The following is a 21,176-nucleotide window of genomic DNA, read 5'->3' as shown; positions in this document are numbered from 1 at the left end:
GCAACCTAGCTGTTTACAGTCCTATTATGTACCACGCCATCGTACGATTCCTGGTCCGCAGAACCTGGCGCCGCACCGGCAGCGGCGACCACGACGCCGCGGTGTCGATGGCCGCCCCGGATGTCCACTTCCGATTCCTCGGTGATACGCCGCTCGGCGCCGACGTCCGCGGCCGGGAGGCCTTCCGAGATTGGTTCACCCGATTCGACCGCCTCCTGCCCGGCGTCCGCCTCGAATTGGTGGACGTGGTAGCCGGCGGCTGGCCGTGGAATACCAAGGTGGCGGTCCACTTACGCGCGAGCGCCACGCTCGCCGACGGCACCCCTTACCGCAACACCGCGATGCAGTGGATCACCCTGCGCTGGGGCCGCCTGGTGGACGACCTCGTCCTGGAAGACACCCTGACACTCCAACGCGCCCTGGACGCACAACAACTCGCCCAGCGCCCATAACGCCACAGCGAGCTCAGGACGTTGTTGACGTCACGGTCTGCGGGGTGTCGGTATCGGTGACCTCGAGACGTGCTCGGCGGAGTCGTTCCCGACCCCACCGGCCGAGCGGGCGGAGGGCCTCGTTGAGGGAGGCACCTGCCTCGGTGAGGGAGTATTCGACCTTTGGTGGCACTTCCGCGTAGACCTCGCGGTGGACGAGACGCCACACCCTCGACCCCGTCGTCGCTCAGCTGCGCGGCAAGACGCTGGTCAACCTCACCACAACCACTCCGAACGAGGCGCGCGAGCTCGCTGCGTGGGCCGCCGAGCACGGGATCGACTATCTCGACGGCGCCATCCTGGCCGTGCCCGCCATGATCGGATCACCCGGCGCGCAGGTCTTCTACAGCGGCTCGCAGGCCGCCTTCGACCAGCACCGCAAAGTCCTCGACACGTGGGCAACCAGCATCTTCGACGGTTCGGATGCGGGCAGGGCGTCGCTGATCGACCTTGCCATGCTGTCCGCGATGTACCAGATGTTCGCCGGCTTCATTCACGGCGCTGCGATGGTCGGCTCGGAAGGCATGACCGCGATGGAGTTCGCCGCTCGCACGACTCCGTTCATCAGTGCCATGACCGGCAGTTTCGCTGGCTTCGCGCGGATTATCGACGGCGGTGACTACGCCGTTGCCGGCCAGCAGAGCCTGGACTTCTCCGATCTGTGGTACATCGTGCGCGCCAGCGACGAGCAGGGGGTGAACCCGGCGACGCTCGCCGCGGTGCAGGCGCTGATCGGCCGGCAGGTCGCCGCCGGACACGGTTCCGAAGGATTCTCACGAATCTACGAGAGCTTCCGCGCGGCCGAGGTGACAGTCGGTGGTGGCCGGGAAACGGGCGGTGGCAGTCTCGATGAACGGTATATGTAACGACTCGGGGCTCCTCGGTGGCCGCGCTACCAGCAAGTACGGGAATGTTGAGCATTGACTGTCACGCCGGAGTCGCATTACAATAACGACTTGATAACAAGTTCGGCTGACGATCACCTTGCGTAGCGCAACGAGTCGAGAGCTTACCTGCCACAGCAATTCGGCAACCCAATAATGCGACGGCCGCACTCGGCAGCATGCCGGGTCCGGCTGCACGCGGACGCGCACGCGCCGCCCTGCGATTACACATCCACACCACAACTTGTCCGGCCGGCGGGGAGAGCTCCGCGCGGCCGCGTGACCAGAACACGGATCCTGCTGATGACTGCACTCTCACCGCTTGCCTGCCGATATGTGCGTTCCGACGACACGCCATTGCCGCCGGGGGCGCTCGGCCCCGCGCTGGGCCGTGGACGGCTCGGCTGTGCTGGTAGTGACGTAGGTGCGCGATGGTGACTGTTCCGGCCGTGGAACCTGTGCCCGAGCCGGGCCGCGAATCCGGCACGGTCGTCAACCCGGGTCGAACCAGCCTGTGTTCACAGGCACTGCGGCTTGCCTGTCGTGGCGTGGTTGCCCCGGTCGTACGGCACTACCCGATCCACCCGGTAACGATGCCGGTCGCTCGCACCGTCCTGGACGGCCTGGCGCGGGTGCGCCCGGCGCCGCGCGGGGTGGAGCGCGAGCAGATACGCCTGAAGGGGTTCCGAATGGAGATCCTGCATCCGGCGGGTCGACGGCGGTCGTTGCGCGAGGGCGCGGTGATGTACATGCACGGCGGTGCCTTCTTCATGTGCGGGCTGGATTCGCACCGGCCGATCGCCGCCAGTTTGGCCCGGCGCACCGGACTGCCCGTGGTGAACGTGGAATACCGGCAGCTACCGGGCACGACCATCACCGGTTCGATCCAGGACTGCCTGACCGCATATCGATGGTTGTTGCGGCACGGTGCCGATCCGGCCCGGACCGTGTTCGCCGGCGATTCGGCCGGTGGGTTCCTGAGTTTCGCGACAGCCCTGCAGGCGAACCTCCACGGATTGCCCGTTCCGGCCGGGCTGATCGGCCTGTCACCGCTGTTGGACCTGGACCACCACGCCAAGCAGGATTACTGCAATGTCGGCCGCGACGCCTACATTCCGATGTCGGCGGTGCGGCGCATGGTGCACTACGGCGCCAAGGTGGACGGGCAGGTCGATCCGGCACTGTCGCCGGTGAACGGGTCGCTGGCGGGCTTGCCGCCGGTGCTGCTGATGGTCGGTGAGGACGAGCTGCTGCGGTATGACTGCGAGCTGATGGCGCAGCGATTGACTGCGGCCGGTGTGCCGAATTCGCTGGAATTGTGGCGTGGGCAGGTGCACGCGTTCATGAGCATCCTGCCCGACCTGCCCGAGAGCCGCGCCGCGCTGGCACGGGCGGCGCGTTTCACCCGCTCCCGGGTGGAGGTCGGAGCGAGCGCCCGCAGGGCGTGAACGCTCCCTAGCACTGGACGGTTTCTCAGCTCTGCGAACCGTTGCCGGTCCCGGTGGCTGCGCCGAGCGCGTAGCCTGTGGCTCCGGTGATGATGGCGGTGGGAACAGCGGCCACTACTGCGCCGACTACGGCGCCTACCGCGGCGCCGGCGCCGGCGCCCGCGAGGGCGCCGCCCATCATTCCCAAGGGTGCGCCCATACCCAGAGTCGGAATGCCCATGGCCACACCGCCCATGGTCCCGCCGGCAATTGCACCGACCGTAGCGCCGATAATCGCTCCCGGTATGGCCCCGAACAGCGCGGCCGGTATAGCTCCCGCGACCGCGCCGATGACGAGACCGGCGGTGCCGCCATCCCTCGTCATCCGGGTGACCCTGTCCGAATAGTTGCCGTCGACCGCCGGGTGCAGCCCGGCGCGGATCGACGCCCTGGTAGCGGCTGTGGCGTTCTCTGCCTGAGAGCCGCGACCGGGCACGCCGCCCGGTGCGAGTACGGGTGCGGGCGCCACCATGCCGTAGTGCACCCGACCAGGTCCCCACACGGCTGAAGTTCCGATCGCACGCTGGGTGACGATGTGCTGCACGGTGCTGCTCCGGAGCTGCTCGAGGGGCGGGGGAGCCGCAACGCTGGGCTGCGCGGCGGCGGCGCCCGTGGCGCTCGAGTAGGTCACCGCGACGGCAAGCGGTATCGCGCCGACGATCGACAGCAGGGCGCGTCGCGACGCGCTGGTCGTGGATTCTCTATACCGACGAGTCATGCGACTACCCTCTCGCTGGATTCGACTGGGAATAGCTCTCCTGGCCCACTGGTTATCGGACACATGCAGCACAGATGATAGCTGCAGAGTAACTCCGGCATGTGATGTACGACGCGATTACTTCGGTGGATGCAGCTGAGCGCAGTCGGCATCGGCTCATGCCCGCCCTCTCGGCCGCCACTCGCTCGATGGGATACGCCTGCGCCTGTCAGCGTCGAGCGGTGATCACGATCGGTTTGACGTCGGTGGGGATGGCGTTCAAGGTCGAGACGGGAACGCCGAGCACGGTGGCGGCGACATCCCGAGGGATCGAGTTCAGCGCGCCGAGCAGGCCGATGTCGTCACTGTTCTCGGGGGCGCTGGAGTTGAAGACGATGAGCAGTTCTAGCGGGGCGTCGGTGCGGGCGTTTTCGAAATAGTGGAAGAACCCTTGCGGGGCGAAGACGAGATCACCGGCGTGTGCCTCGAACACGTCGGTGTGATAGCTGCCGTCCGGATGAGTGCCCAGCAGGGTCCATTTCGCGGTGCCGGAAATGTGGTAGTTGAGTTCCCATGCGGTGGGATGCCAGTGGGGTTCGCGGATTCCGCCGGGCTGTAGCCGGACGAAGTAGGCCGCGCCGTTTTGTCCGGCGAGCACCGGGAAGTTCTGTTCGTGCGCGCCTTGCAGAGTGCCGCCGCTGTACCGGTCCGGATCGGCGGCGGTGAGGTGAAACAGATGCGGTGAGTTGTTGAGATTGGCGTCGACATCGCTCGCGCTCGGCAGTGCGCTCGGGGTGGTCTCGGCGCAGGCTGCGGCCGCGGTCAAACCTGCTCCGAGCGCCGCCCCGCCCAGCGCCGCCGCACCCGTCCCGAGGGCGGTCCGCCGATTCACCGCCGGCGGTTCCTGAGGTTGCACATCGGACATGTCGCTCCGTTCTGCCGCAGAAGGGCTTTCGTCGGTGCATCCGAGCCGGAGTGGATCGGGCAAAGCCTAACGTCGGCATCACGGGTCCGGATCGAGCGACTCGCACGCGCCATGGGGGAGCAATTCCCCGCCGCGGAGCGAACGTCGATGCTGAGTCGGCCTCACACAGCTAGCCGCCGGGTATCCGGATCAGCCCGGCCAGCATCAGCAGCAGGCACTGCTCGGCCTCGGCACGGGTGGTTTCGGGATCCTCGGCGTTGGCGACGAGCATGCCCGCCTCCGTCACCGCCGACAGGATCAGATGTGACAGCACCCGCACCGGGGCCGCCACCGCCACGCCGGCGGCGACGCCCCGTTCGAGCAGGTCGGTGATCAGGCCCAGACCGTGGCGGCTTTCCATCTCGCGCCAGCCCTCCCAGCCCAGCACGGTCGGGCCGTCGGACATGGCGATGCGCACGCTCTCGGCGCGGCTGCTGAGGTTCAGGAAGACGCGCAGGCCCGCGGCCATCGCGGCCATGAGGTCGTTCGGATCGGGCAGTTCCTCGATGGCGCGGGTGATCTCGGCGGTGTTGTCCGCCTCCAGTTGTTCTAGCACGACCAGGAACAGTCCCCGCTTGTCGCCGTAGTGGTGGTGCAGCGCGCCACGGGTGACCCCGGCCTCGGTGACGATCTCCTCGGCCGAGACGCCCGCGTACCCGCGCTCGGCAAACAGCCGGCGACCGGCCTGTTCGAGTGCGGTCCGGGTGGTGCGGGAGCGATCCTCCTGACTACGGCGTGGCATGCAGCCGAGTGAACTCCACGATCAACTCGGTGAGCAACTCGGGACGGTCCTCAGAGATGAAGGTGTACGAATCGTCGATCATCCGCAGCGTCGCATTGGGCAGGTCCTGTGCCAGGCGTCGCGCGAAGGACGGCTTGAAGGCCTTGTCCTCGCTCGCCCAGGCCAGCAGAACCGGCAGATCCAACTCCGGGAAGCGCTCCGCCGCGGCCAGGGTGTAGCGCTTGTGCACCCCGCGCAGGAACCGGCGCAGGTCGGCGCGCACCTCGGCGGACCTGCGGCTGGGCAGCAGATACGAGTCGGTGATCTCGGCGGGCGGCAGCCGCTTGGTCACCAGGCCGAAAGCGATCGGCAGCCGCAGGGCGGGCTTGAAGCGCATCGACGCCAGCATCGCACGCAGTAGCCCCGGGATCGCCACCAGGCGGGGCAGCGGGGTGAACGGCTGCGGGAAGAACTTGTCGTAGGCGTCGCAGTCGGTCAGCACGACGCGGGCGATCCGGGACCGGTTGCGGGTCAACAGGATCTGGGTGATCGCGCCGCCGGTGTCGTTGGCCACCAGGGTGACATCGCGCAGGTCCAGGCGCTCGAGGAAGGCGGCGATCAGGTCCGCCGCGCCGGTGGGCGAAAGGTCCGCGCCGGGCACGGGAATCGTGTGCGCGCCGAAGGGCCAGTCCGGTGCGAGGCAGCGGTGCCCGGCCGCCGCGACGCCCGGCACGACCTTGCGCCATAGATCGGCGTTGACCAGGAGCCCGTGCACGAAGACGACCGGGTCGCCGGAACCGGTGTCGTGATAGGCGATCCGCCCGCCGGGCAGATCTACGTGATCGATAGGGCCGAGTGCGCTGCTGGTTGCCATCTGAGCCTCCGGTAGTCGAGTCGATACCGTCAGATTCACATACATACAGTATGTATGTCAATGGATGGGAGGAGCGCGCCCACGATGGCGTGCTCGAGCCGCCGTGGCGCGCGCTTCCGCCACCCCTGTCCCGAGCTTCGCGTGCTGGGGGATGTCACCGGAAGCGTTCGGCCCGGTCGAGCGGGCAGGGCTCGGCCGAGAACCTGCCGTAACGACGCGAGACGGCCGAGTCGGCGCGGCGGAATCAACTGGCGGGCCGCCGGATTCGACCGAACCCGCGCGGTGCCGGTGCTAGTTCGCAAGGCCCCTGGACGACGGCGTCACCGGATTGCCGAGCTTTTGTCAATACTCCAAGCCAATACCGGTGCGGTCCCGTTACCCGGCTCCGGTAGCGTGATCAGGCATCTATCCGCCGATTCGGTTTGGAGCTTTCCCCGAAAATGACTGAGCAGACCCCGAGTGGTGCCGGTGTGGACGGCCTGGGTGGCGCCTCGTACGCCGCCGCAGGCGTGGATATCGAGGCGGGTGACCGCGCGGTCGAGCTGTTCGCCCCCCTGGCCCGCAAAGCCAGCCGGCCCGAGGTGCAGGGCGGGCTCGGCGGTTTCGCCGGGCTGTTCGCACTCAAGGGTGGTTATCGCGAGCCGCTGCTGGCCTCCTCCACCGACGGCGTCGGCACCAAACTCGCGGTAGCGCAGGCGATGGACAAGCACGACACCGTCGGCCTCGACCTCGTCGCGATGGTCGTGGACGACCTGGTCGTGTGCGGCGCCGAACCACTGTTCCTGCAGGACTACATCGCCGTGGGAAAGGTGGTGCCCGAGCGGGTCGCCCAGATCGTGTCCGGCATCGCGGAGGGCTGCATTCAGGCGGGCTGTGCGTTGCTGGGCGGCGAGACCGCCGAACACCCCGGGCTGATGGGGGACGACCACTACGACATCTCGGCCACCGGGGTCGGCGTCGTGGAGGCCGAGGCCGTGCTGGGCCCCGAGCGGGTGCGTCCCGGTGACGTGGTGATCGCCATGGGCTCCACGGGCCTGCACTCCAACGGCTACAGCCTCGCGCGCAAGGTGCTGCTGGACATCGACCGGATGTCGCTGAGCGGGCACGTCGAGGAGTTCGGCCGCACGCTGGGCGAGGAGCTGCTCGAGCCCACCAAGATCTACGCCAAGGACTGCCTGGCCCTGATCGCTGAGACCGATGTGCGCACGTTCGCGCATGTCACCGGCGGCGGGCTGGCCGGCAACCTGGCCCGGGTCGTGCCCGCCGGACTGGTCGCCGAACTCGACCGCGGCACCTGGAATCCCGCGCCGATCTTCAAGCTGATCGCCCAGCGCGGCCGTGTGGAGCGCATCGAGATGGAGAAGACGTTCAACATGGGCGTCGGCATGGTCGCCGTCGTCGCCCCGGAGGACGCCGAGCGCGCGCTGGCCGTGCTCACCGCCCGCCACATCGCCTGCTGGACGCTCGGCACGGTCAAGAAGGCCAAGGACGCCGACGCCGACCGCGTGGTTCTCCTGGGCGAACACCCGCGCTTCTGAGCGACGCGCCGCATTGACGAAACGGCGCCCGCACCCTGGAAACGGGTGCGGGCGCCGTTCGGCGTATCAGGGTGCTGTGCGTGAATCAGGTATCGAACCTACGGACAGCACAAACACATCGAGGTCCCGTCCGAGGAGAGGCGGGACGTCGATGCGGCAAGCCCTCAGCTGGTGATGCGAACCATCGACCGGTCCTGACTTTCTTCACCGACGTGTGAAGGGGGAGGCCGCGCAGGCCTCCCCCTTCACACGTCGATCGGGTCAGTGGCGCCAGTTGTCGTAGTCGTCGTCCTTGTCGTCCCAGCGCGACAGCGAATCGTCGCCGTCGTGCTCGTCGGACAGCACGTCACCGCGCTGCGAGTTGTGGGACGGTCCCGACAGACTGTGGGACGGTCCTGACAGCTCGCGCTGAAGGCTCGTGAAGTCGGTTGACGGCGAGCTGTACTTCAGCTCGCGTGCAACCTTGGTCTGCTTTGCCTTAGCCCGGCCACGGCCCATGGCTGACCCCCTCACGTCACTGCGGAGCGGCCTGGGGTGGTTTGGCGGCCCCGTTCGAATTAATACTCTTCCTGACAGACACTTTAGCGTGTGTCAGGCGGTCGCGCTTCCAGGAGTGGGCGAAGACTGGCGAAGTAGTGACGTTTGCCGGGTTGTCGCCTTCCGACCGGCGGTTATCCGAGTAAACCGGGGATAGCGCGGATGACGCCGACCCGGGCTCCGCCACCCAGTACCGCGGGGGTACCGAGATCCGCGTGCGCGTCGGTCCACTCGACGCCCATGCGCCGCAGAATTGCCTGCGTCAGGGGCATGCGGGCGCGGTCGTGACCGTCATCGATCTTGTACGCGAAGGCGCGTCCGTCGGGCAGCGCGCCCGCGTGCACGCCGTCCGCGCCGATCTTGCAGACCAGTCCGGGGGTCGCCCGCATGGTCAGCAGGTCGGGACCGTCCGTGCCGGAAATCACTCGCGGATGGGCGCGAATGGCGTCGGCCACGCGCCGCTCCGGGGTGCCCGGGTCGCCGGTCGCCATCGCCGCGTACGCGCGGGCCAGATTCACCAGCGAGACGGGCACGATCGGCAGGCCGCAGCCGTCGATGCCCAGGTCTGTCTCGGGCTCCCCGGTGATGTCGGCGATCGTCGCGGACACCGCGCGCTGCAGCGGGTGCGCCGCATCCAGGTAGCCGACGGTGGGCCAGTCGTTGATCGCGCAGGTGGCGAGCATGGCGGCGTGTTTGCCCGAGCAGTTCATGTAGATGCGGCGGGCGGCCTCGGCGCGGGTCTTCCCGGCCAGCACGTCGGCCCGGGCCCGCTCGTCCGAGGGCAGGTCGGGCGGGCATTCGAGCTGCGTCTCGTCGAATCCCGTGCGGTCCAGCAGCCGCTGGACCAGCGCGATGTGGTCCGGTTCGCCGAAGTGCGAGGCGGTCGCGATGGCCAGCTCGGTGTCGTCGATCGGTTCGAAACCGTTGCGTAGCAGGGTGATCGCCTGCATCGGCTTGTTGGTCGAGCGCGGGAAGATCGGCAGATGCACCTCGCCGAGGGTGACCTCCGGATCGCCGTTGCTATCCAGGATCACCACCGATCCGCGATGCACGCACTCGCGAAATCCCGAGCGCACCACCTCGACCAGATCCACACTCACGCTGCGCCCCTTTCCATTCGGTCTGTGTGCACAATTACCGGATCGTCCGTCGTGTACCCCGTGTCGCGCCCGTCACGCCGGGCCTCTCGACCCTGTGGGTAGCCCACGCCGTCCGTCGACGGCCGCAGACCGCGCATCGGAGCCATCACGACCGGACACTCTTCGTCCGCCGCGCGTGGCGATCGACCTGCATGCGGACGTCGTCGGAGACGGTCGGCTCCTGTGCCAGCAGCAGCGCCAGCCGGTCCGGGGCCGCGCCGGTGAACAGCTCGCGCACCGTCACGCCGTGCGCGGGCACGTGGTCGACGCGCACCTCGTCGCCGGCGCCGATCGTTCCCTCGGACAGCACTCGCAGGTAGGCGCCGGTATCGGACTGCTGGGTGAATCGCTTGACCCAGTGCGGTTCGCCGCTGTGGTGCTGAAATGTCGCGCACGGCACCCGGGGTGCGGACACCTCGAGCACGGTGTCGCCGATCCGCCAGCGCTCGCCGATGACCGCGTTGCTCACGGGCAGTCCCGCGATGCGCAGATTCTCCCCGAACCAGCCCGCATCGAGGGTGCGCCCCAGTTCGTCGCCCCAGCGCGCCGCATCCTCCTGCGCATACGCGTAGACCGCCTGATGGACGCCGCCGTGATTGACGGTGTCGCAGACGTGGTCGCCGTCGAATCCGAGCGCGCCCACCGCGATCCGGCCCGCCACCGGCCGCTTGTCGATGGCCGTGCGGCCGGCCCGGCCGATCTTCAGCGGCAGGTCGATCTCCGCGTGCACGATGCAGACCGCGAGCACCCGTCCGGTCCGGACAGATGTTTTCATCGGCCGCGCAGCCGGTCCACGGCCAGGCGGCCGGCTTGCGGTGCGTCGTCGGCGGGGAAGGTGTCCGGGTCGATGGCCGCGGCCATCGGACCCGCCTCGAGCTGCGTATCGACCGGGATGCTGCGTTTGACCAGCGCGAGTGCGATCGGCCCCAGCTCGTAGTGGTCGACGACGGTGCCGAGGCGTCCGACGGCGCGGCCGCCCGCGGTCACCGGATCGCCGACGGCGGGGCGGGAGTCGGCGGAACCGTCCAGGTGCAGCAGGACCAGGTGTCGCGGGGGCTTGCCGAGGTTGTGCACGCGGGCAACGGTTTCCTGGCCGCGGTAGCACCCCTTGTCCAGGTGGACCGCGCCGTGTTCGGTGATGCCGCCGATCCACCGGGCCTCATGCGGAATGGTGCGATCGTCGGTGTCCATGCCGATGCGCGGCCGCAACGCCGCCACCCGCAGCGCCTCGAACGCCCAGAGCCCGGCCGGACTCGCTCCCGCCGAGGTCAATCGCGACCAATAGGCGGACAGCTCGGCGCGGGGCACGAGCAGGTCGAAACTGTCGGCCGTGGGCCAGGGCATCCGGCGCAGGAATCCGCCGCCGGGCAGCGCCACCGCGGCGTATGTCTCGCGCGGCAGCTCCTCGATGCCCAGTGCCGCGGTCAGCTCGGCGACACGCGGGCCGAGCAGCGTCAGCAGCGCGTGATCCGGCGCGGCCTCGGGCTTGGCGTCGGACCAGAAGACCATCTTCGCCAGATAGTCCAGCAGCGCCTGCCCGCGCTCGCCCTCGGTGTCGATCCACAGCGTGCCCTCCAGATCGGTGAGCACGAAATGGTGCTGGACGCGACCGTTGAGGTCCAGGTCGAGATTCTCCGCGGATTCGCCGTCGCGTAGCTCGGCGATGTGCTGGCTGGAGATGGTATGCAGCCAGGTCAGCCGCTCGGCGCCGGTGATGGACAGCACGAACCGATGGGAGCGATCGATCACAGTCGCACCCTGCATCGCGGCGCGCTGCTCGCCGAACGGATCGCCGTAATGCCAGGCCACGGCCGCATCGGGGGTCCCCGGCGGGCCCGCGACGGCACCCGGGAAGGTCAACAGCGGACTGGGCGGGAGATCCACGGACACGTTATCCAGGATAGGCGAACGAAATCTCCGCCTCCGGCCGCGGCCATCGGGGATTCGACGAGCATATTTGCTGGATTGTTCCGATTGACTATCCATGGGTCGGAATGAGGGGCCGGTACCGGACGGCAGGTTCGGTCTCCCCCCGGAGAACGGTCTGGTCGCTTAGGCTTCTGCGCATGGTGGATCGAGTTCTGGTGACACTCGACGGCACGGTCCGGGACCCGGACGCGCCGTTGCTCTCTGCGGACGACATCGGCGCCTTACGCGGCGACGGCGTCTTCGAAACGATTCTGGTGCGCGAGGGCAAGGCCTGCGCGCTCGAATTGCATCTCGCACGGCTGCGGCGCTCGGCGCAGGCGCTGGATCTACCCGAACCCAATCTGGCGCGGTGGCGCAGCGCGATCGAGATCGCGGCCAAGGAGTGGGGCACCGAGCGCGAGGGTCAGCTGCGCACGGTGCTGACCCGCGGCCGCGAGGGCGCCAGCACCTCCCGCGTCACCTCGGGTCCGCTGTCCGATGCCCCCGAATCCACCGCGTACGTGCTCGTCTCGGCCGTGGCCGAGCGGGTGAACAAGGCTCGCGCCGAGGGCATTTCGGTGATCACTCTGCCGCGCGGGATCTCCGTGGAGCTGGCCCAGAACGCGCCCTGGCTGCTGCTGGGCGCCAAGACCCTGTCCTACGCGACGAACATGTCGGCGCTGCGTTTCGCCGCGCGGCAGAACGCCGACGACGTGATCTTCACCAGCACCGAGCATCGAGTACTGGAGGGGCCGCGCTCGACGGTGGTCATTCAGCGCGACAAGCAGCTTCTCACCCCGCCCGCGCGCAACGGCGTGCTGCCGGGCATCACCCAGCGTGCCCTGTTCGCCGAGGCCGAGCGCGCCGGCTGGGAGTGTCAGTACAAGTCGTTCTTCACCGCGGATCTCATTACCGCGGACAGCGTCTGGCTGCTGTCGAGCATCACGCTCGCGGCGCGGGTGTCCTCCCTGGACGGACTGCGGTGCTCGGCGCCGGACTGCGCGCCGGAGATCGTCGAGCTGGTCAACCGGGGTATCGCGCGGCCGTGGAGTCAGTCGGACTGGTGAGGTAGCTAGCGTCCGGCAATTTGCGCCGGAGTGTCGTGACGTAGGACTCGTTGTCCACGAGGGTATCCGGCGTAGCCTTTACTACGACATGTCGTAGTAGGGCAGGAGGTCGGATGAACGTTGTCGACATATCGCGATGGCAGTTCGGTATCACCACGGTGTACCACTTCATCTTCGTGCCGCTCACGATCGGCCTTGCCCCGCTGGTGGCCATCATGCAGACGACGTGGGTGGTGACGGGGAAGGACCACTGGTATCGGCTGACGAAGTTCTTCGGCAAGCTGTTCATGATCAACTTCGCGCTCGGTGTCGCGACGGGCATTGTGCAGGAATTCCAGTTCGGCATGAACTGGAGCGAATACTCCCGCTTCGTCGGGGACGTCTTCGGCGCACCGCTGGCTATGGAGGGCCTGGTCGCCTTCTTCATGGAGTCGACGTTCCTGGGGCTGTGGATCTTCGGCTGGACTCGGCTGCCCAAGCTGGTGCACCTGGCCACCATCTGGCTGGTCGCGATCGGGGTGAATGCCTCCGCGTTCTTCATCATCGCCGCCAACTCGTTCATGCAGCATCCGACCGGCGCGGTCTACAACCCCGTGACCAAACGCGCCGAGCTGCACAGCATCTGGCAGCTGCTCACCAACAACACCGCGCTGGCGGCATTTCCGCACGTGGTCGCGGGATCGTTCCTGACCGCCGCGACCTTCGTGGCCGGGATCGGCGGCTGGTGGATGGTGCGCGAATCCCACAGGGGCAACATCGATATCGCGCGCGAGATGTGGCGTCCCGTGGCGCGCCTGGGCATGTGGGTGATCATCATCTCGGGCATCGTGCTGGTGATCACCGGCGACACGCAGGGCAAGCTGATGTTCAAGCAGCAGCCGATGAAGATGGCGTCGGCGGAATCGCTGTGCCACACCCAGACCGATCCGGACTTCTCGATCCTGACCACCGGAACGCACAACAACTGCGACAGCGTCACACACGTGCTCGAGGTGCCGTATGTGCTTCCGATCCTGGCCGAGGACAAGATCAGCGGCGTGACGCTGCAGGGTGTCCAGGATCTGCAGGTCAGCGACAACCAGAAGTATGGGCCCGGCGACTACCGGCCGAATCTGTTCGTCACCTACTGGACCTTCCGCGCCATGATCACCTGGGCGGCCGGATCGGCGGCGATCGCACTGATCGGGCTGTGGATGACCCGGCGCGGGCGGGTGCCCGCGCAGAACTGGTTCAAGTGGCTGAGCCTGCTCTGCATTCCGACGCCGTTCCTGGGCAACAGCGCCGGGTGGGTGTTCACCGAGATGGGACGCCAGCCCTGGGTCGTGGCGCCCAACCCGACCGGTGACCCGAACATCCGGATGACGGTGCAGCAGGCGGTATCCGGGAACACCGCGGGCACCGTGCTCACCTCCCTGATCGTCTTCACGCTGCTGTACGGCGCGCTCGCGGTGGTGTGGTTCTACCTGCAGCGGCGTTATGTGATCGCGGGACCGGAGGAGGCCCCGTCGGCCGCCGGTGCGCAAGACGTTGCCGTCGAGAAGCTTTCGTTCGCCTACTAGAGGAGACCGGCATGAGTCTGCCCGAATTCTGGTTCCTGCTCATCGCGGTGTTGTTCATCGGCTATTTCGTGCTGGAGGGCTTCGACTTCGGCGTCGGCATGCTCATGCCGATCATCGGCAAGGGGTCCGAAGTCCGAAAGCGGGTGGTGCTCAACACCATCGGACCCGTCTGGGACGGCAACGAGGTGTGGGTGATCACCGCGGGCGGCGCGCTGTTCGCGGCGTTCCCCGAGTGGTATGCCAGCCTGTTCTCCGGCTTCTATCTGGCATTGCTGCTGATCCTGGTGGCCCTGATCGTGCGGATCGTGGGCATCGAATACCGCAGCAAGATCGACGATCCGCGCTGGCGCCGCGCCTGCGATATCGCGATCGGCTTCGGATCCTGGGTGCCCGCCCTCGCCTGGGGGCTGGCCTTCGCCAACATCGTGCACGGCGTGAAACTCAACGCGCACAAGCAGATCGCCGGCAACCTGCTGGATCTGCTCGGTCCGTACGCGCTGCTCGGGGCGCTGACGACCGCGCTGCTGTTCCTGCTGCACGGTGCGCTGTTCATCGGGCTCAAGGCCGGTGGCGAGGTGCGCGAGGCCGCGCATCGGATCGCGCGGGTGCTGTTCGCGCCGACGGTGATCGTGGTGGCCGCCTTCGGAATCTGGACCCAGCTCGCGCACGGAAAGGGCTGGACCTGGATTCTGCTGGCGCTCGCGGTGCTCGGGCTGGTGCTGGCGGGCGCGTCGGTGTTCGCCGGCCGGGACGGGTGGGCCTTCACCGGAACCGCGCTCACCATCGTGGCGGCCGTGGCGCTGCTGTTCGGGTCGCTGTTCCCGTACGTGCTGCCCTCCTCGATCGACCCGGCCCTCGGGCTGAGTGTGGACGGCCGCATCGTCGACGGCCACGCCACCGTCGCCGCGTCCTCGACGCATTACACGCTCATGGTGATGAGCTGGTGTGCGGTCATCGTGACCCCGGTCGTGCTGCTCTACCAGGGCTGGACCTACTGGGTGTTCCGCAAGCGGCTGACCGTCGAGCAGATCCCGCCGGCCATCGGGCTGCCGCTACAGAGCACAGCGAACTGAGCCATGGCCGGACCCGTCGACCCGCGCCTGTGGCGCCACGCTCGCTCCGCGCGCCGGTATCTCGTTGTCAGCGTGGGACTTTCGCTGGTGACGACGGGATGCATCGTGGTGGCGGCACTGGCGCTGGCGCGGGTGGTGGCGGGGGTGATCACCGATCCGGGCCGCCGCACCGTCGGGTCCTGGACCGCCGAGCTGGTGATCTTCGCGGTGGCGGTGGGATGCCGGGGGGTGGCGACGTGGTGGCAGTCGCGGCTGGCGCATCGGGCGGGTGCGCAGGTCGTGGCCGAGCTCGAGGAGTCGGTGCTGATCGCCGGCGCCGAGCTCGCGCCCCGCGAACTGGATTCGCGCCGCATGGAATTGGCGGTGGTGGTCGGCAATGCCCTGAGCGGGCTGCGGGCGTACCTCACGGGATACCTTCCGGTGCTGCTGCTCGCGGCCCTGACACCGCCGATCGTGCTGGCGGTCATCGCGATTCACGACCTGACATCCGGGGTCATCATACTGGTGACCCTGCCGCTGATCCCGGTGTTCATGATCCTGATCGGACGCATGACCCAGGGCCGTGCGGACGTGGCTCTGGAGGCCACCACCCGCCTGTCGGATCAGCTCCTGGATCTCTTCGCCGGGATGCCCACATTGCGTGCCCTCGGCCGGGAAACCGCCGGTGCCGCATCGGGTTCGGTCCGGCCCCGGGGCGTCCTCGGGGATGCTGACGGCGATTCGACCGTTGGCGAGAGTGAATCGGCCCGGTCTTCCTCTGCCCTCAGCACGGCACGCGCGGGCGTCGCAGAGAACTCGGTCGAGAGCGACTCTGTCGAGCGGGCCGCGGCGTGTGAGGCAGGCGCCGAGGACGAATCGGCCGGGGCCGGTACGGATCCGGACGGGATCGGCAGGTCCGTGGCCGGTCGGGGGAAGCGGGGCAGCGCTGGGCCGACGATGGGGCATCGGGTCAGGGAGTTGGGGGAGGCGCTGCATCGGCGGACGATGGCGACACTGCGGGTGGCCTTCCTGTCGTCGATGGTGCTGGAATTGCTGGCGACGTTGTGTGTGGCGCTGGTCGCTGTATCCATCGGGATGCGACTCGTGTTCGGGCACATGGGCTTGTATGCGGGCCTGCTCGGACTGATCCTGGCGCCGGAGGTATATCTGCCGCTGCGTGCGGTGGGGGAGCGGTTCCATGCGGCACAGGACGGCATGGCGGCCGCCGAAAAGGCCTTTGCGGTACTCGAATCCGATGAGCCGTCCGGTGTTCGCGCCCCGGGTACCCGTGAAATCGCGGATCTACGTGGTGTTGTCGAGATGCGCGGGCTGAGCGTGCGAGCCCGGGACGGTTATGCGCCCTCGGATCTGTCGGCGGTCCTGCGGCCCGGTGCGGTGACCGTGCTGGCAGGTCCGAACGGGTGCGGTAAATCTACTGCTCTGCAGGCGATCCTGGGGCTCATGACCCCCGACGAGGGTGTCGTCACGGTGGACGGGAACCTGGTTCCCGTACTGGATCCCGAACGTTGGTGGGCCCACGTCGCATGGTTGCCCCAGCGGCCCGTGCTGCTGCCCGGAACACTGCGCGAGAACCTCGAACTGTTCGGCGTGCGCGTGGAATCGGCCGTTTCCGGATCGGCCGCTCTGGACGCCGCGTGTGCCGCAACCGGATTCGATATCGTCCTGAACGAGCTCCCCGAACGATGGGACACCGTCGTCGGCACGGGCGGCATCGGCCTGTCCCTCGGCCAGCGCCAGCGCCTGGCCCTGACCCGCCTCCTGGCTGCGGACCGCAAGATCCTCCTGGCGGACGAACCCACCGCCCACCTCGACGACGCCAGCGCCACCACGGTTCTCGAGGCCCTGACCGCCCGAGCGCGAGCGGGAGCCACCGTCGTGGTCGTAGCCCACCGCCCCGACATCCTGGCCATCGCCGACCACATCGTCGAGGTTCGTGCCTCGAAGGAGGAGTCGGTCGACGGACGGCCCGTCGGCGGAACTCCGACTCCGGCTGCCGTATCGGACATCGTCGGGGAAAGCGGTGAAGTCGTTGGTGCCGAGGCGAGTCCCGACGAGTGTGAACTCGCCACCGCCGCTGCGGACTCGAATGAGGCAGAGCCGGTGCGCCGTGGTGTTCTCGACTCCGGCACTGCGGGTGATGGTCGATCGGAACTGAGGCGTACCCCCGAGGAGCGAGGCGCCCCGGCGGCGAGATTCGACCTGAGCCCCAAGGGATTCGGTGACGAAGACGGCGGTGATTCCGTAGGCGAGCGTGCGGTGGATTCCGGGCAACGGGCGGGCATCGAGACAGGTGTGGTGCTGCGATGAGCGTGTGGACCGATTTCCGGCGGATGCGGGAGTTGCTGGGGCTGTCGCGGTGGCGGGTGACGGTGTCGATCGGGTGGGGGACGCTGGCGCTGGGAAGCGGGCTCGCGCTGGCGGGGCTGGCGGCATGGCTGATTGCGCGGGCGTGGCAGATGCCGCCGGTGCTGGATCTCAGCGTGGCCGTGGTTACCGTTCGGGCGCTGGGGATTTCGCGGGGGTTGTGCCGGTATCTGGAGCGGTTGGCCACCCATGATGTGGCGCTGCGGGCTATGACCACCGCGCGCACCGAGGTGTACACGAGGCTGGCGTGGGCCGATATCTGGACCCCACGCCGCGACACCGGGGCCGAATACGGTGCCGCACAGGATGATCCGACGCGGTTGCGGCGCGGCGAGCTGCTGACCCGAATCGGTACCGATATCGACGATCTCGGCGCTGTCGTCGTCCGGGCGCTGGTTCCGATCGCGGTCGCGGTGATCCTGTCCGTCGCGGCGGTCGCGGTGCTGGCGACCATATCCCTCGGCGCCGCAGCGGTTCTCGCCGTCGCCCTGGCCGTCGCCGGAGTTCTCGCGCCCTGGCTGTCCGCGCGTGCGGCGCGCGAGGCCGAGCTGGCGGTGCGCGCCGACCGCGCCGAATTCACCGCCGCCGCGGTGACCGTGCTCGATCATGCCCCCGAACTCCGCGTCGCCGGGCGCCTGGACGACGCGCTCGCGGCCGCGTCGGCTGCGAGCCGCCGCGCGGTCGCCGCCGAGGACCGGGCCGCCTCCCACAGCGCCTGGGCGGCCGCGGCGACCCCTCTCTCCATCGGCGCCAGCGTCCTGGGCGCGCTCCTCATCGGAATCCTGCTGTACGGCGGCCCCGGCCCGGCCGCATTCGCCCCCGCCGGATCGCTCCAGACCGTACCGCCCGGCGCCCTGACGCCCATGGCCCTGGCCGTGCTGGTGCTCCTGCCCCTATCGGCATTCGAGGCGGTGGCGGTGCTTCCCGCCGCCGCCCAGGCCCTCACCAAGGGCCGTGCCGCCCTGCATCGCATCGCTCTCGCCGAGGGCGGCGAGGAGCCGGATCAGCCTACGGCGCGGTCGGCTCGGGCGCGCGTGCCGGCTCGGGCGCTGCCGGAGCATCGGCCGGCGGAGCCGGATCGGCCGAGACGACGCTCGGCCGGGGCGGGCAGGGCAGCGCGTGATTTTTCCGAACAGGTTGTCGCACAGGATAATCGGCGCACACTGCCTGGCCTGCCGTCCGGGCGGCGCATCGCCGTCGTCGGTCCGAGCGGCGCGGGCAAGACCACCCTGCTCATGTCCTGGGCGGGCCTGTTCGACACCCCGCGCCCGGGGATCACCTTCTTCGCCGAGGACGCCCATCTGTTCGGCACCACGGTGCTGGAGAACCTGCGGGTGGCCCGCGGCGATCTGACCGTGGCGGAGGCCGGCGAGGCTCTGCGCGCGGTGGGTGCGGGCGGCTGGCTGGACTCGCTTCCCGAGGGCCTGGATACCGACCTGGTCGGCGGCGCGGCGGCGGTATCGGGCGGCCAGCGCCGCCGCCTCCTGCTCGCCCGCGCCCTGATCTCCCCGGCGCGCGTGCTCCTGCTGGACGAGCCCACCGAGCACATGGAGGCCGCCGCCGGCGCGGACCTCCTGCGTGCCCTCCTCGACGAGCGCAGCGGCCTCGTCGCCCCCGACCGCGCGGTCGTCGTCGTCACCCATCAGCTGCCCCCGGATCATCACGCCGACACCGTCGTTCGCGTCGGCGCGGACGGCCGGGTCCAGATGCAACCTTCGGCCGTCGCCCGATAGCCGTAGGCGCGCGCCGCGCGGCCGGGTGCGGTTCGCACCAGCATGCCCGCACCACCGGGACCTGCCGAGTGCACGAGTCGCCGGCGGCCCGCGCCACGGTCAGCACCGGCCGAGCGCGCGGACCGACCGTGACCTGCAATTTCGCCCCACGCGAAAATACGTTGCCGACCGGCCGTAACCCCCGTTAAGTTGGACGTACACGGGAAGGAGGTGGTTCAAGAATATGAGTATTCAAAGGACACGTGAGGTGGCTGTCAGCTAAGCGCCACCGCTGCGACGGGTAACCCGTCCGCGCGAGCGCGCGGCGAATCCCAGGCAGCCACCCGGCCCCCGAGTCCCCGGCCTGTCCGACCGGGATCGCGAGATTGTTGCAGTCCGCGATACGACTCGGGGGTCGTTCCTTTTGTCGGTGAGCCGTTTTCGCGGAGGGGTTAGGCTGTGGGTATGAGCGCTGAGCCGGTACCCGATCTCGATCCGGTGCCCGACTGGGTGATCCCGCCACCCGGCGGGTTCACCGTCGACGCGTTCCTGCAGCTGCGCAATCTTCCACGCCACACCGAACTGATCGACGGGAGTCTGATCTTCGTGAGCCCGCAGGTCAAGTGGCACAGGAAGGTGATCGATCATCTCCGGCGCGAGCTCGACCTTCAGGCCCCCGAGAACATGCGGGCTGATCGTGAGATGGCGGTCAAACTCGGGGTGCGGCAGATGCCGGAGCCGGACGTTCTTGTCGTCACCGCAGAGGCACTCGATCGAGGAGAGCCCGACAGCTACTACTTTGCCGAGGACGTAATTCTTGCGGTCGAAGTGGTCTCGAAGGACTCGGAGGAGCGAGACCGCGAGACCAAGCCCGCGAAGTACGGGAAGGCTGAGATTCAGCACTACTGGCGGGTCGAACGTAACGGCCACGCACCCGTGGTTTATGCGTATGAACTCGATCCCGCGACGAATTGCTACGGCTTATTGGGGATCTTTCACGATCGGTTGAAGCTCGCAGTCCCATTCCCGGTCGACATCGATCTAAATCTGAGTCCGGAGCGCGGCTGAGTTCCGCTTGGTCGCTCGTACTGGAGGCGGAACTCGAGGGAGTCTTGGGACTGTAGCGGCTTGTTCACACGAACCTGGTCGAGGGTGAGGGTCGGCCTCTCCCTTCGCCGAGCGGTTCATCCATAGTCACGGACTTCCGTCCGGCTAGCCGAGACTCGGCCTGCGCCGCTCAGCCGATGTAGCGCTGGAGGCGGGCAGACAGGCGCGGTTCGAGGCTGCCGTCGGCGACGACGCGCTCCTCGACGTAGCCGAGGTCTCCGCCCTCGACAATCCCGTACAGGCGCTTCGCCCCGCCGACGACCGCGCCGGATTGGCTGCGGATGACCACATCGGTGGCCAGTTCCCAGGAGGACTGGGTCAGCGCCTGGCCGTAGAAGAGTTCCACGATGCCGGAGCTGTGGGTGAGTAGAAGCTCGATGATCTCGTCGTCGCCCTCGATGCCGACGCGCCAGAAGCCGCTCTCGCGTAGGTCCGGGCCGGTGTAGGCGCCCTCGGTGTCGAGCTTCCAGGAGCACGACTCCCAGGCCAGATAGTCGCCGCCGTCGTGGGAGACGATGATCTGCTGGCCGAAGTGATAATCCCCGTGCTCGGGGTCGTTGCCCTCGCCCTCGCCGCGCCACACGCCGACCAGCGGCAGCAGCGCGAGCATCGAGGAACTCAGGTCCGGGCCCTGGCGCAGATTCGCGGTGTCCTGCGGCAGCGGCAGATCGGGGAGCTGGGGAATGTTGCGGATGCCGGTGGACTTCGCCGTCTCAGCGGCCTCGGCGACGGCCGCGTCTCCGCTGCGGCGCACCGCATCGTCGGCCTCGTGACGGACCGCGTCGGCGGCATCCCCGGCGGGGGTGCCGTTATCGGTGGCGGACGCCGTCTCGGGCGCGGAGCCGTTCAGTGTTGAGTTCTCGACGTTCTCGGATCCACTCACGACTCGGTGAAGAGCCGGTAGAGGACGTACAGACCGAACCACGCGATCAGTACGGCGACGAGAACCAGCAATACCTCGAATGCAACGACCACGTCTGCGAGTCTATCCACCCGGGCCCGGGACGCGAAAACGGCCCCGGAGATTCCGGGGCCGTTCGCGGCAAACCACCAA

General features: G+C 68.4%; 19 protein-coding genes and 1 pseudogene. 10 read left to right on the top strand and 10 right to left on the bottom strand.

Annotated features, from left to right (window positions below; genetic code table 11):
• The first annotated feature begins 26 nt into the window (after nt 1-26).
• Nucleotides 27-452, top strand: coding sequence for a nuclear transport factor 2 family protein (locus tag ABH933_RS34515; RefSeq protein ID WP_429423892.1), 426 nt, complete (start codon nt 27-29; stop codon nt 450-452).
• Between the two features lie 13 nt (nt 453-465).
• Here ABH933_RS34515 and ABH933_RS34510 read toward each other — a convergent pair.
• Nucleotides 466-651 (bottom strand): annotated as a pseudogene (locus ABH933_RS34510) (winged helix-turn-helix transcriptional regulator); the annotation flags it as partial.
• Between the two features lie 31 nt (nt 652-682).
• On the opposite strand from ABH933_RS34510, the gene ABH933_RS34505 reads away from it, so the two are divergent.
• Both ABH933_RS34505 and ABH933_RS34500 read left to right on the top strand, forming a co-directional pair.
• Complete coding sequence (locus ABH933_RS34505; protein WP_429424056.1) at nt 683-1,357, top strand: NAD(P)-binding domain-containing protein; 675 nt, start codon at nt 683-685, stop codon at nt 1,355-1,357.
• A gap of 449 nt (nt 1,358-1,806) precedes the next feature.
• Nucleotides 1,807-2,823, top strand: a complete 1,017-nt coding sequence (locus ABH933_RS34500) for an alpha/beta hydrolase (RefSeq protein WP_429423891.1) — start codon at nt 1,807-1,809, stop codon at nt 2,821-2,823.
• A gap of 25 nt (nt 2,824-2,848) precedes the next feature.
• Here ABH933_RS34500 and ABH933_RS34495 read toward each other — a convergent pair whose 3' ends face one another.
• The 4 genes from ABH933_RS34495 to ABH933_RS34480 form a co-directional block, all read right to left on the bottom strand.
• Nucleotides 2,849-3,580: a hypothetical protein gene (locus ABH933_RS34495; protein WP_429423890.1), complete on the bottom strand. Its 732-nt coding sequence runs from the start codon at nt 3,578-3,580 to the stop codon at nt 2,849-2,851.
• Between the two features lie 208 nt (nt 3,581-3,788).
• On the bottom strand, nt 3,789-4,484 hold the full coding sequence (locus ABH933_RS34490) for a cupin domain-containing protein (RefSeq protein WP_429423889.1): 696 nt from the start codon (nt 4,482-4,484) through the stop codon (nt 3,789-3,791).
• A gap of 169 nt (nt 4,485-4,653) precedes the next feature.
• Nucleotides 4,654-5,265 carry a TetR/AcrR family transcriptional regulator gene (locus ABH933_RS34485; protein WP_429423888.1) on the bottom strand — a complete coding sequence of 204 codons (612 nt, stop codon included), beginning with the start codon at nt 5,263-5,265 and terminating at the stop codon, nt 4,654-4,656.
• Nucleotides 5,252-6,118, bottom strand: a complete 867-nt coding sequence (locus ABH933_RS34480; protein ID WP_429423887.1) for an alpha/beta fold hydrolase — start codon at nt 6,116-6,118, stop codon at nt 5,252-5,254. The genes ABH933_RS34485 and ABH933_RS34480 overlap by 14 nt, the downstream gene beginning before the upstream one ends.
• Before the next feature lie 440 nt (nt 6,119-6,558).
• Here ABH933_RS34480 and purM point away from each other — a divergent pair, with 440 nt between their 5' ends.
• Nucleotides 6,559-7,656: a phosphoribosylformylglycinamidine cyclo-ligase gene (purM, locus tag ABH933_RS34475; protein WP_429423886.1), complete on the top strand. Its 1,098-nt coding sequence runs from the start codon at nt 6,559-6,561 to the stop codon at nt 7,654-7,656.
• Nucleotides 7,657-7,917: 261 nt separating this feature from the next.
• Here purM and ABH933_RS34470 read toward each other — a convergent pair whose 3' ends face one another.
• The 4 genes from ABH933_RS34470 to ABH933_RS34455 form a co-directional block, all read right to left on the bottom strand.
• Entirely contained in the window at nt 7,918-8,154 is a 237-nt protein-coding gene (locus tag ABH933_RS34470) for a DUF3073 domain-containing protein (RefSeq protein ID WP_429423885.1), read from the bottom strand.
• A gap of 173 nt (nt 8,155-8,327) precedes the next feature.
• Nucleotides 8,328-9,293, bottom strand: a complete 966-nt coding sequence (locus ABH933_RS34465; RefSeq protein WP_429423884.1) for an asparaginase — start codon at nt 9,291-9,293, stop codon at nt 8,328-8,330.
• Between the two features lie 145 nt (nt 9,294-9,438).
• Nucleotides 9,439-10,107 carry an MOSC domain-containing protein gene (locus ABH933_RS34460; RefSeq protein WP_429423883.1) on the bottom strand — a complete coding sequence of 223 codons (669 nt, stop codon included), beginning with the start codon at nt 10,105-10,107 and terminating at the stop codon, nt 9,439-9,441.
• Nucleotides 10,104-11,222 carry a YgfZ/GcvT domain-containing protein gene (locus tag ABH933_RS34455; protein WP_429423882.1) on the bottom strand — a complete coding sequence of 373 codons (1,119 nt, stop codon included), beginning with the start codon at nt 11,220-11,222 and terminating at the stop codon, nt 10,104-10,106. The genes ABH933_RS34460 and ABH933_RS34455 overlap by 4 nt, the downstream gene beginning before the upstream one ends.
• Nucleotides 11,223-11,398: 176 nt before the next feature.
• Between ABH933_RS34455 and ABH933_RS34450 the strand changes: the two genes are divergently transcribed.
• The 6 genes from ABH933_RS34450 (at nt 11,399) to ABH933_RS34425 (ending at nt 20,083) form a co-directional block, all read left to right on the top strand.
• Nucleotides 11,399-12,307 carry an aminodeoxychorismate lyase gene (locus ABH933_RS34450; RefSeq protein WP_429423881.1) on the top strand — a complete coding sequence of 303 codons (909 nt, stop codon included), beginning with the start codon at nt 11,399-11,401 and terminating at the stop codon, nt 12,305-12,307.
• Between the two features lie 113 nt (nt 12,308-12,420).
• Nucleotides 12,421-13,866 carry a cytochrome ubiquinol oxidase subunit I gene (locus ABH933_RS34445; RefSeq protein ID WP_429455204.1) on the top strand — a complete coding sequence of 482 codons (1,446 nt, stop codon included), beginning with the start codon at nt 12,421-12,423 and terminating at the stop codon, nt 13,864-13,866.
• Nucleotides 13,867-13,877: 11 nt separating this feature from the next.
• Entirely contained in the window at nt 13,878-14,939 is a 1,062-nt protein-coding gene (gene cydB / locus ABH933_RS34440; protein ID WP_429423879.1) for a cytochrome d ubiquinol oxidase subunit II, read from the top strand.
• Between the two features lie 3 nt (nt 14,940-14,942).
• Entirely contained in the window at nt 14,943-17,246 is a 2,304-nt protein-coding gene (locus ABH933_RS34435) for an ABC transporter ATP-binding protein/permease (RefSeq protein WP_429423878.1), read from the top strand.
• On the top strand, nt 17,243-19,036 hold the full coding sequence (gene cydC / locus ABH933_RS34430; protein WP_429423877.1) for a thiol reductant ABC exporter subunit CydC: 1,794 nt from the start codon (nt 17,243-17,245) through the stop codon (nt 19,034-19,036). Before ABH933_RS34435 ends, cydC begins: the two co-directional genes overlap by 4 nt.
• 444 nt (nt 19,037-19,480) lie before the next feature.
• Entirely contained in the window at nt 19,481-20,083 is a 603-nt protein-coding gene (locus ABH933_RS34425; RefSeq protein ID WP_429423876.1) for a Uma2 family endonuclease, read from the top strand.
• Between the two features lie 169 nt (nt 20,084-20,252).
• Here ABH933_RS34425 and ABH933_RS34420 read toward each other — a convergent pair whose 3' ends face one another.
• Complete coding sequence (locus tag ABH933_RS34420; protein WP_429424054.1) at nt 20,253-20,972, bottom strand: FABP family protein; 720 nt, start codon at nt 20,970-20,972, stop codon at nt 20,253-20,255.
• Nucleotides 20,973-21,176 lie beyond the last annotated feature (204 nt).

The sequence above is a fragment of the Nocardia sp. GP40 genome (assembly GCF_050434125.1).
Taxonomy (GTDB): domain Bacteria; phylum Actinomycetota; class Actinomycetes; order Mycobacteriales; family Mycobacteriaceae; genus Nocardia; species Nocardia albiluteola.
The sequence above is the reverse complement of the archived record's forward strand: the minus strand, read 5'-3'. Positions and strand labels throughout refer to the sequence as shown.

Bases quoted from the DNA above. Each gene is read 5' to 3' on its own strand.
- ABH933_RS34515 (WP_429423892.1), top strand. From the start codon at position 27: ATGTACCACGCCATCGTACGATTCCTGGTCCGCAGAACCTGGCGCCGC.
- ABH933_RS34500 (WP_429423891.1), top strand. From the start codon at position 1,807: ATGGTGACTGTTCCGGCCGTGGAACCTGTGCCCGAGCCGGGCCGCGAA.
- ABH933_RS34495 (WP_429423890.1), bottom strand. From the start codon at position 3,580: ATGACTCGTCGGTATAGAGAATCCACGACCAGCGCGTCGCGACGCGCC.
- ABH933_RS34490 (WP_429423889.1), bottom strand. From the start codon at position 4,484: ATGTCCGATGTGCAACCTCAGGAACCGCCGGCGGTGAATCGGCGGACC.
- ABH933_RS34485 (WP_429423888.1), bottom strand. From the start codon at position 5,265: ATGCCACGCCGTAGTCAGGAGGATCGCTCCCGCACCACCCGGACCGCA.
- ABH933_RS34480 (WP_429423887.1), bottom strand. From the start codon at position 6,118: ATGGCAACCAGCAGCGCACTCGGCCCTATCGATCACGTAGATCTGCCC.
- purM (WP_429423886.1), top strand. From the start codon at position 6,559: ATGACTGAGCAGACCCCGAGTGGTGCCGGTGTGGACGGCCTGGGTGGC.
- ABH933_RS34470 (WP_429423885.1), bottom strand. From the start codon at position 8,154: ATGGGCCGTGGCCGGGCTAAGGCAAAGCAGACCAAGGTTGCACGCGAG.
- ABH933_RS34460 (WP_429423883.1), bottom strand. From the start codon at position 10,107: ATGAAAACATCTGTCCGGACCGGACGGGTGCTCGCGGTCTGCATCGTG.
- ABH933_RS34450 (WP_429423881.1), top strand. From the start codon at position 11,399: ATGGTGGATCGAGTTCTGGTGACACTCGACGGCACGGTCCGGGACCCG.
- ABH933_RS34445 (WP_429455204.1), top strand. From the start codon at position 12,421: ATGAACGTTGTCGACATATCGCGATGGCAGTTCGGTATCACCACGGTG.
- cydB (WP_429423879.1), top strand. From the start codon at position 13,878: ATGAGTCTGCCCGAATTCTGGTTCCTGCTCATCGCGGTGTTGTTCATC.
- ABH933_RS34435 (WP_429423878.1), top strand. From the start codon at position 14,943: ATGGCCGGACCCGTCGACCCGCGCCTGTGGCGCCACGCTCGCTCCGCG.
- cydC (WP_429423877.1), top strand. From the start codon at position 17,243: ATGAGCGTGTGGACCGATTTCCGGCGGATGCGGGAGTTGCTGGGGCTG.
- ABH933_RS34425 (WP_429423876.1), top strand. From the start codon at position 19,481: ATGAGCGCTGAGCCGGTACCCGATCTCGATCCGGTGCCCGACTGGGTG.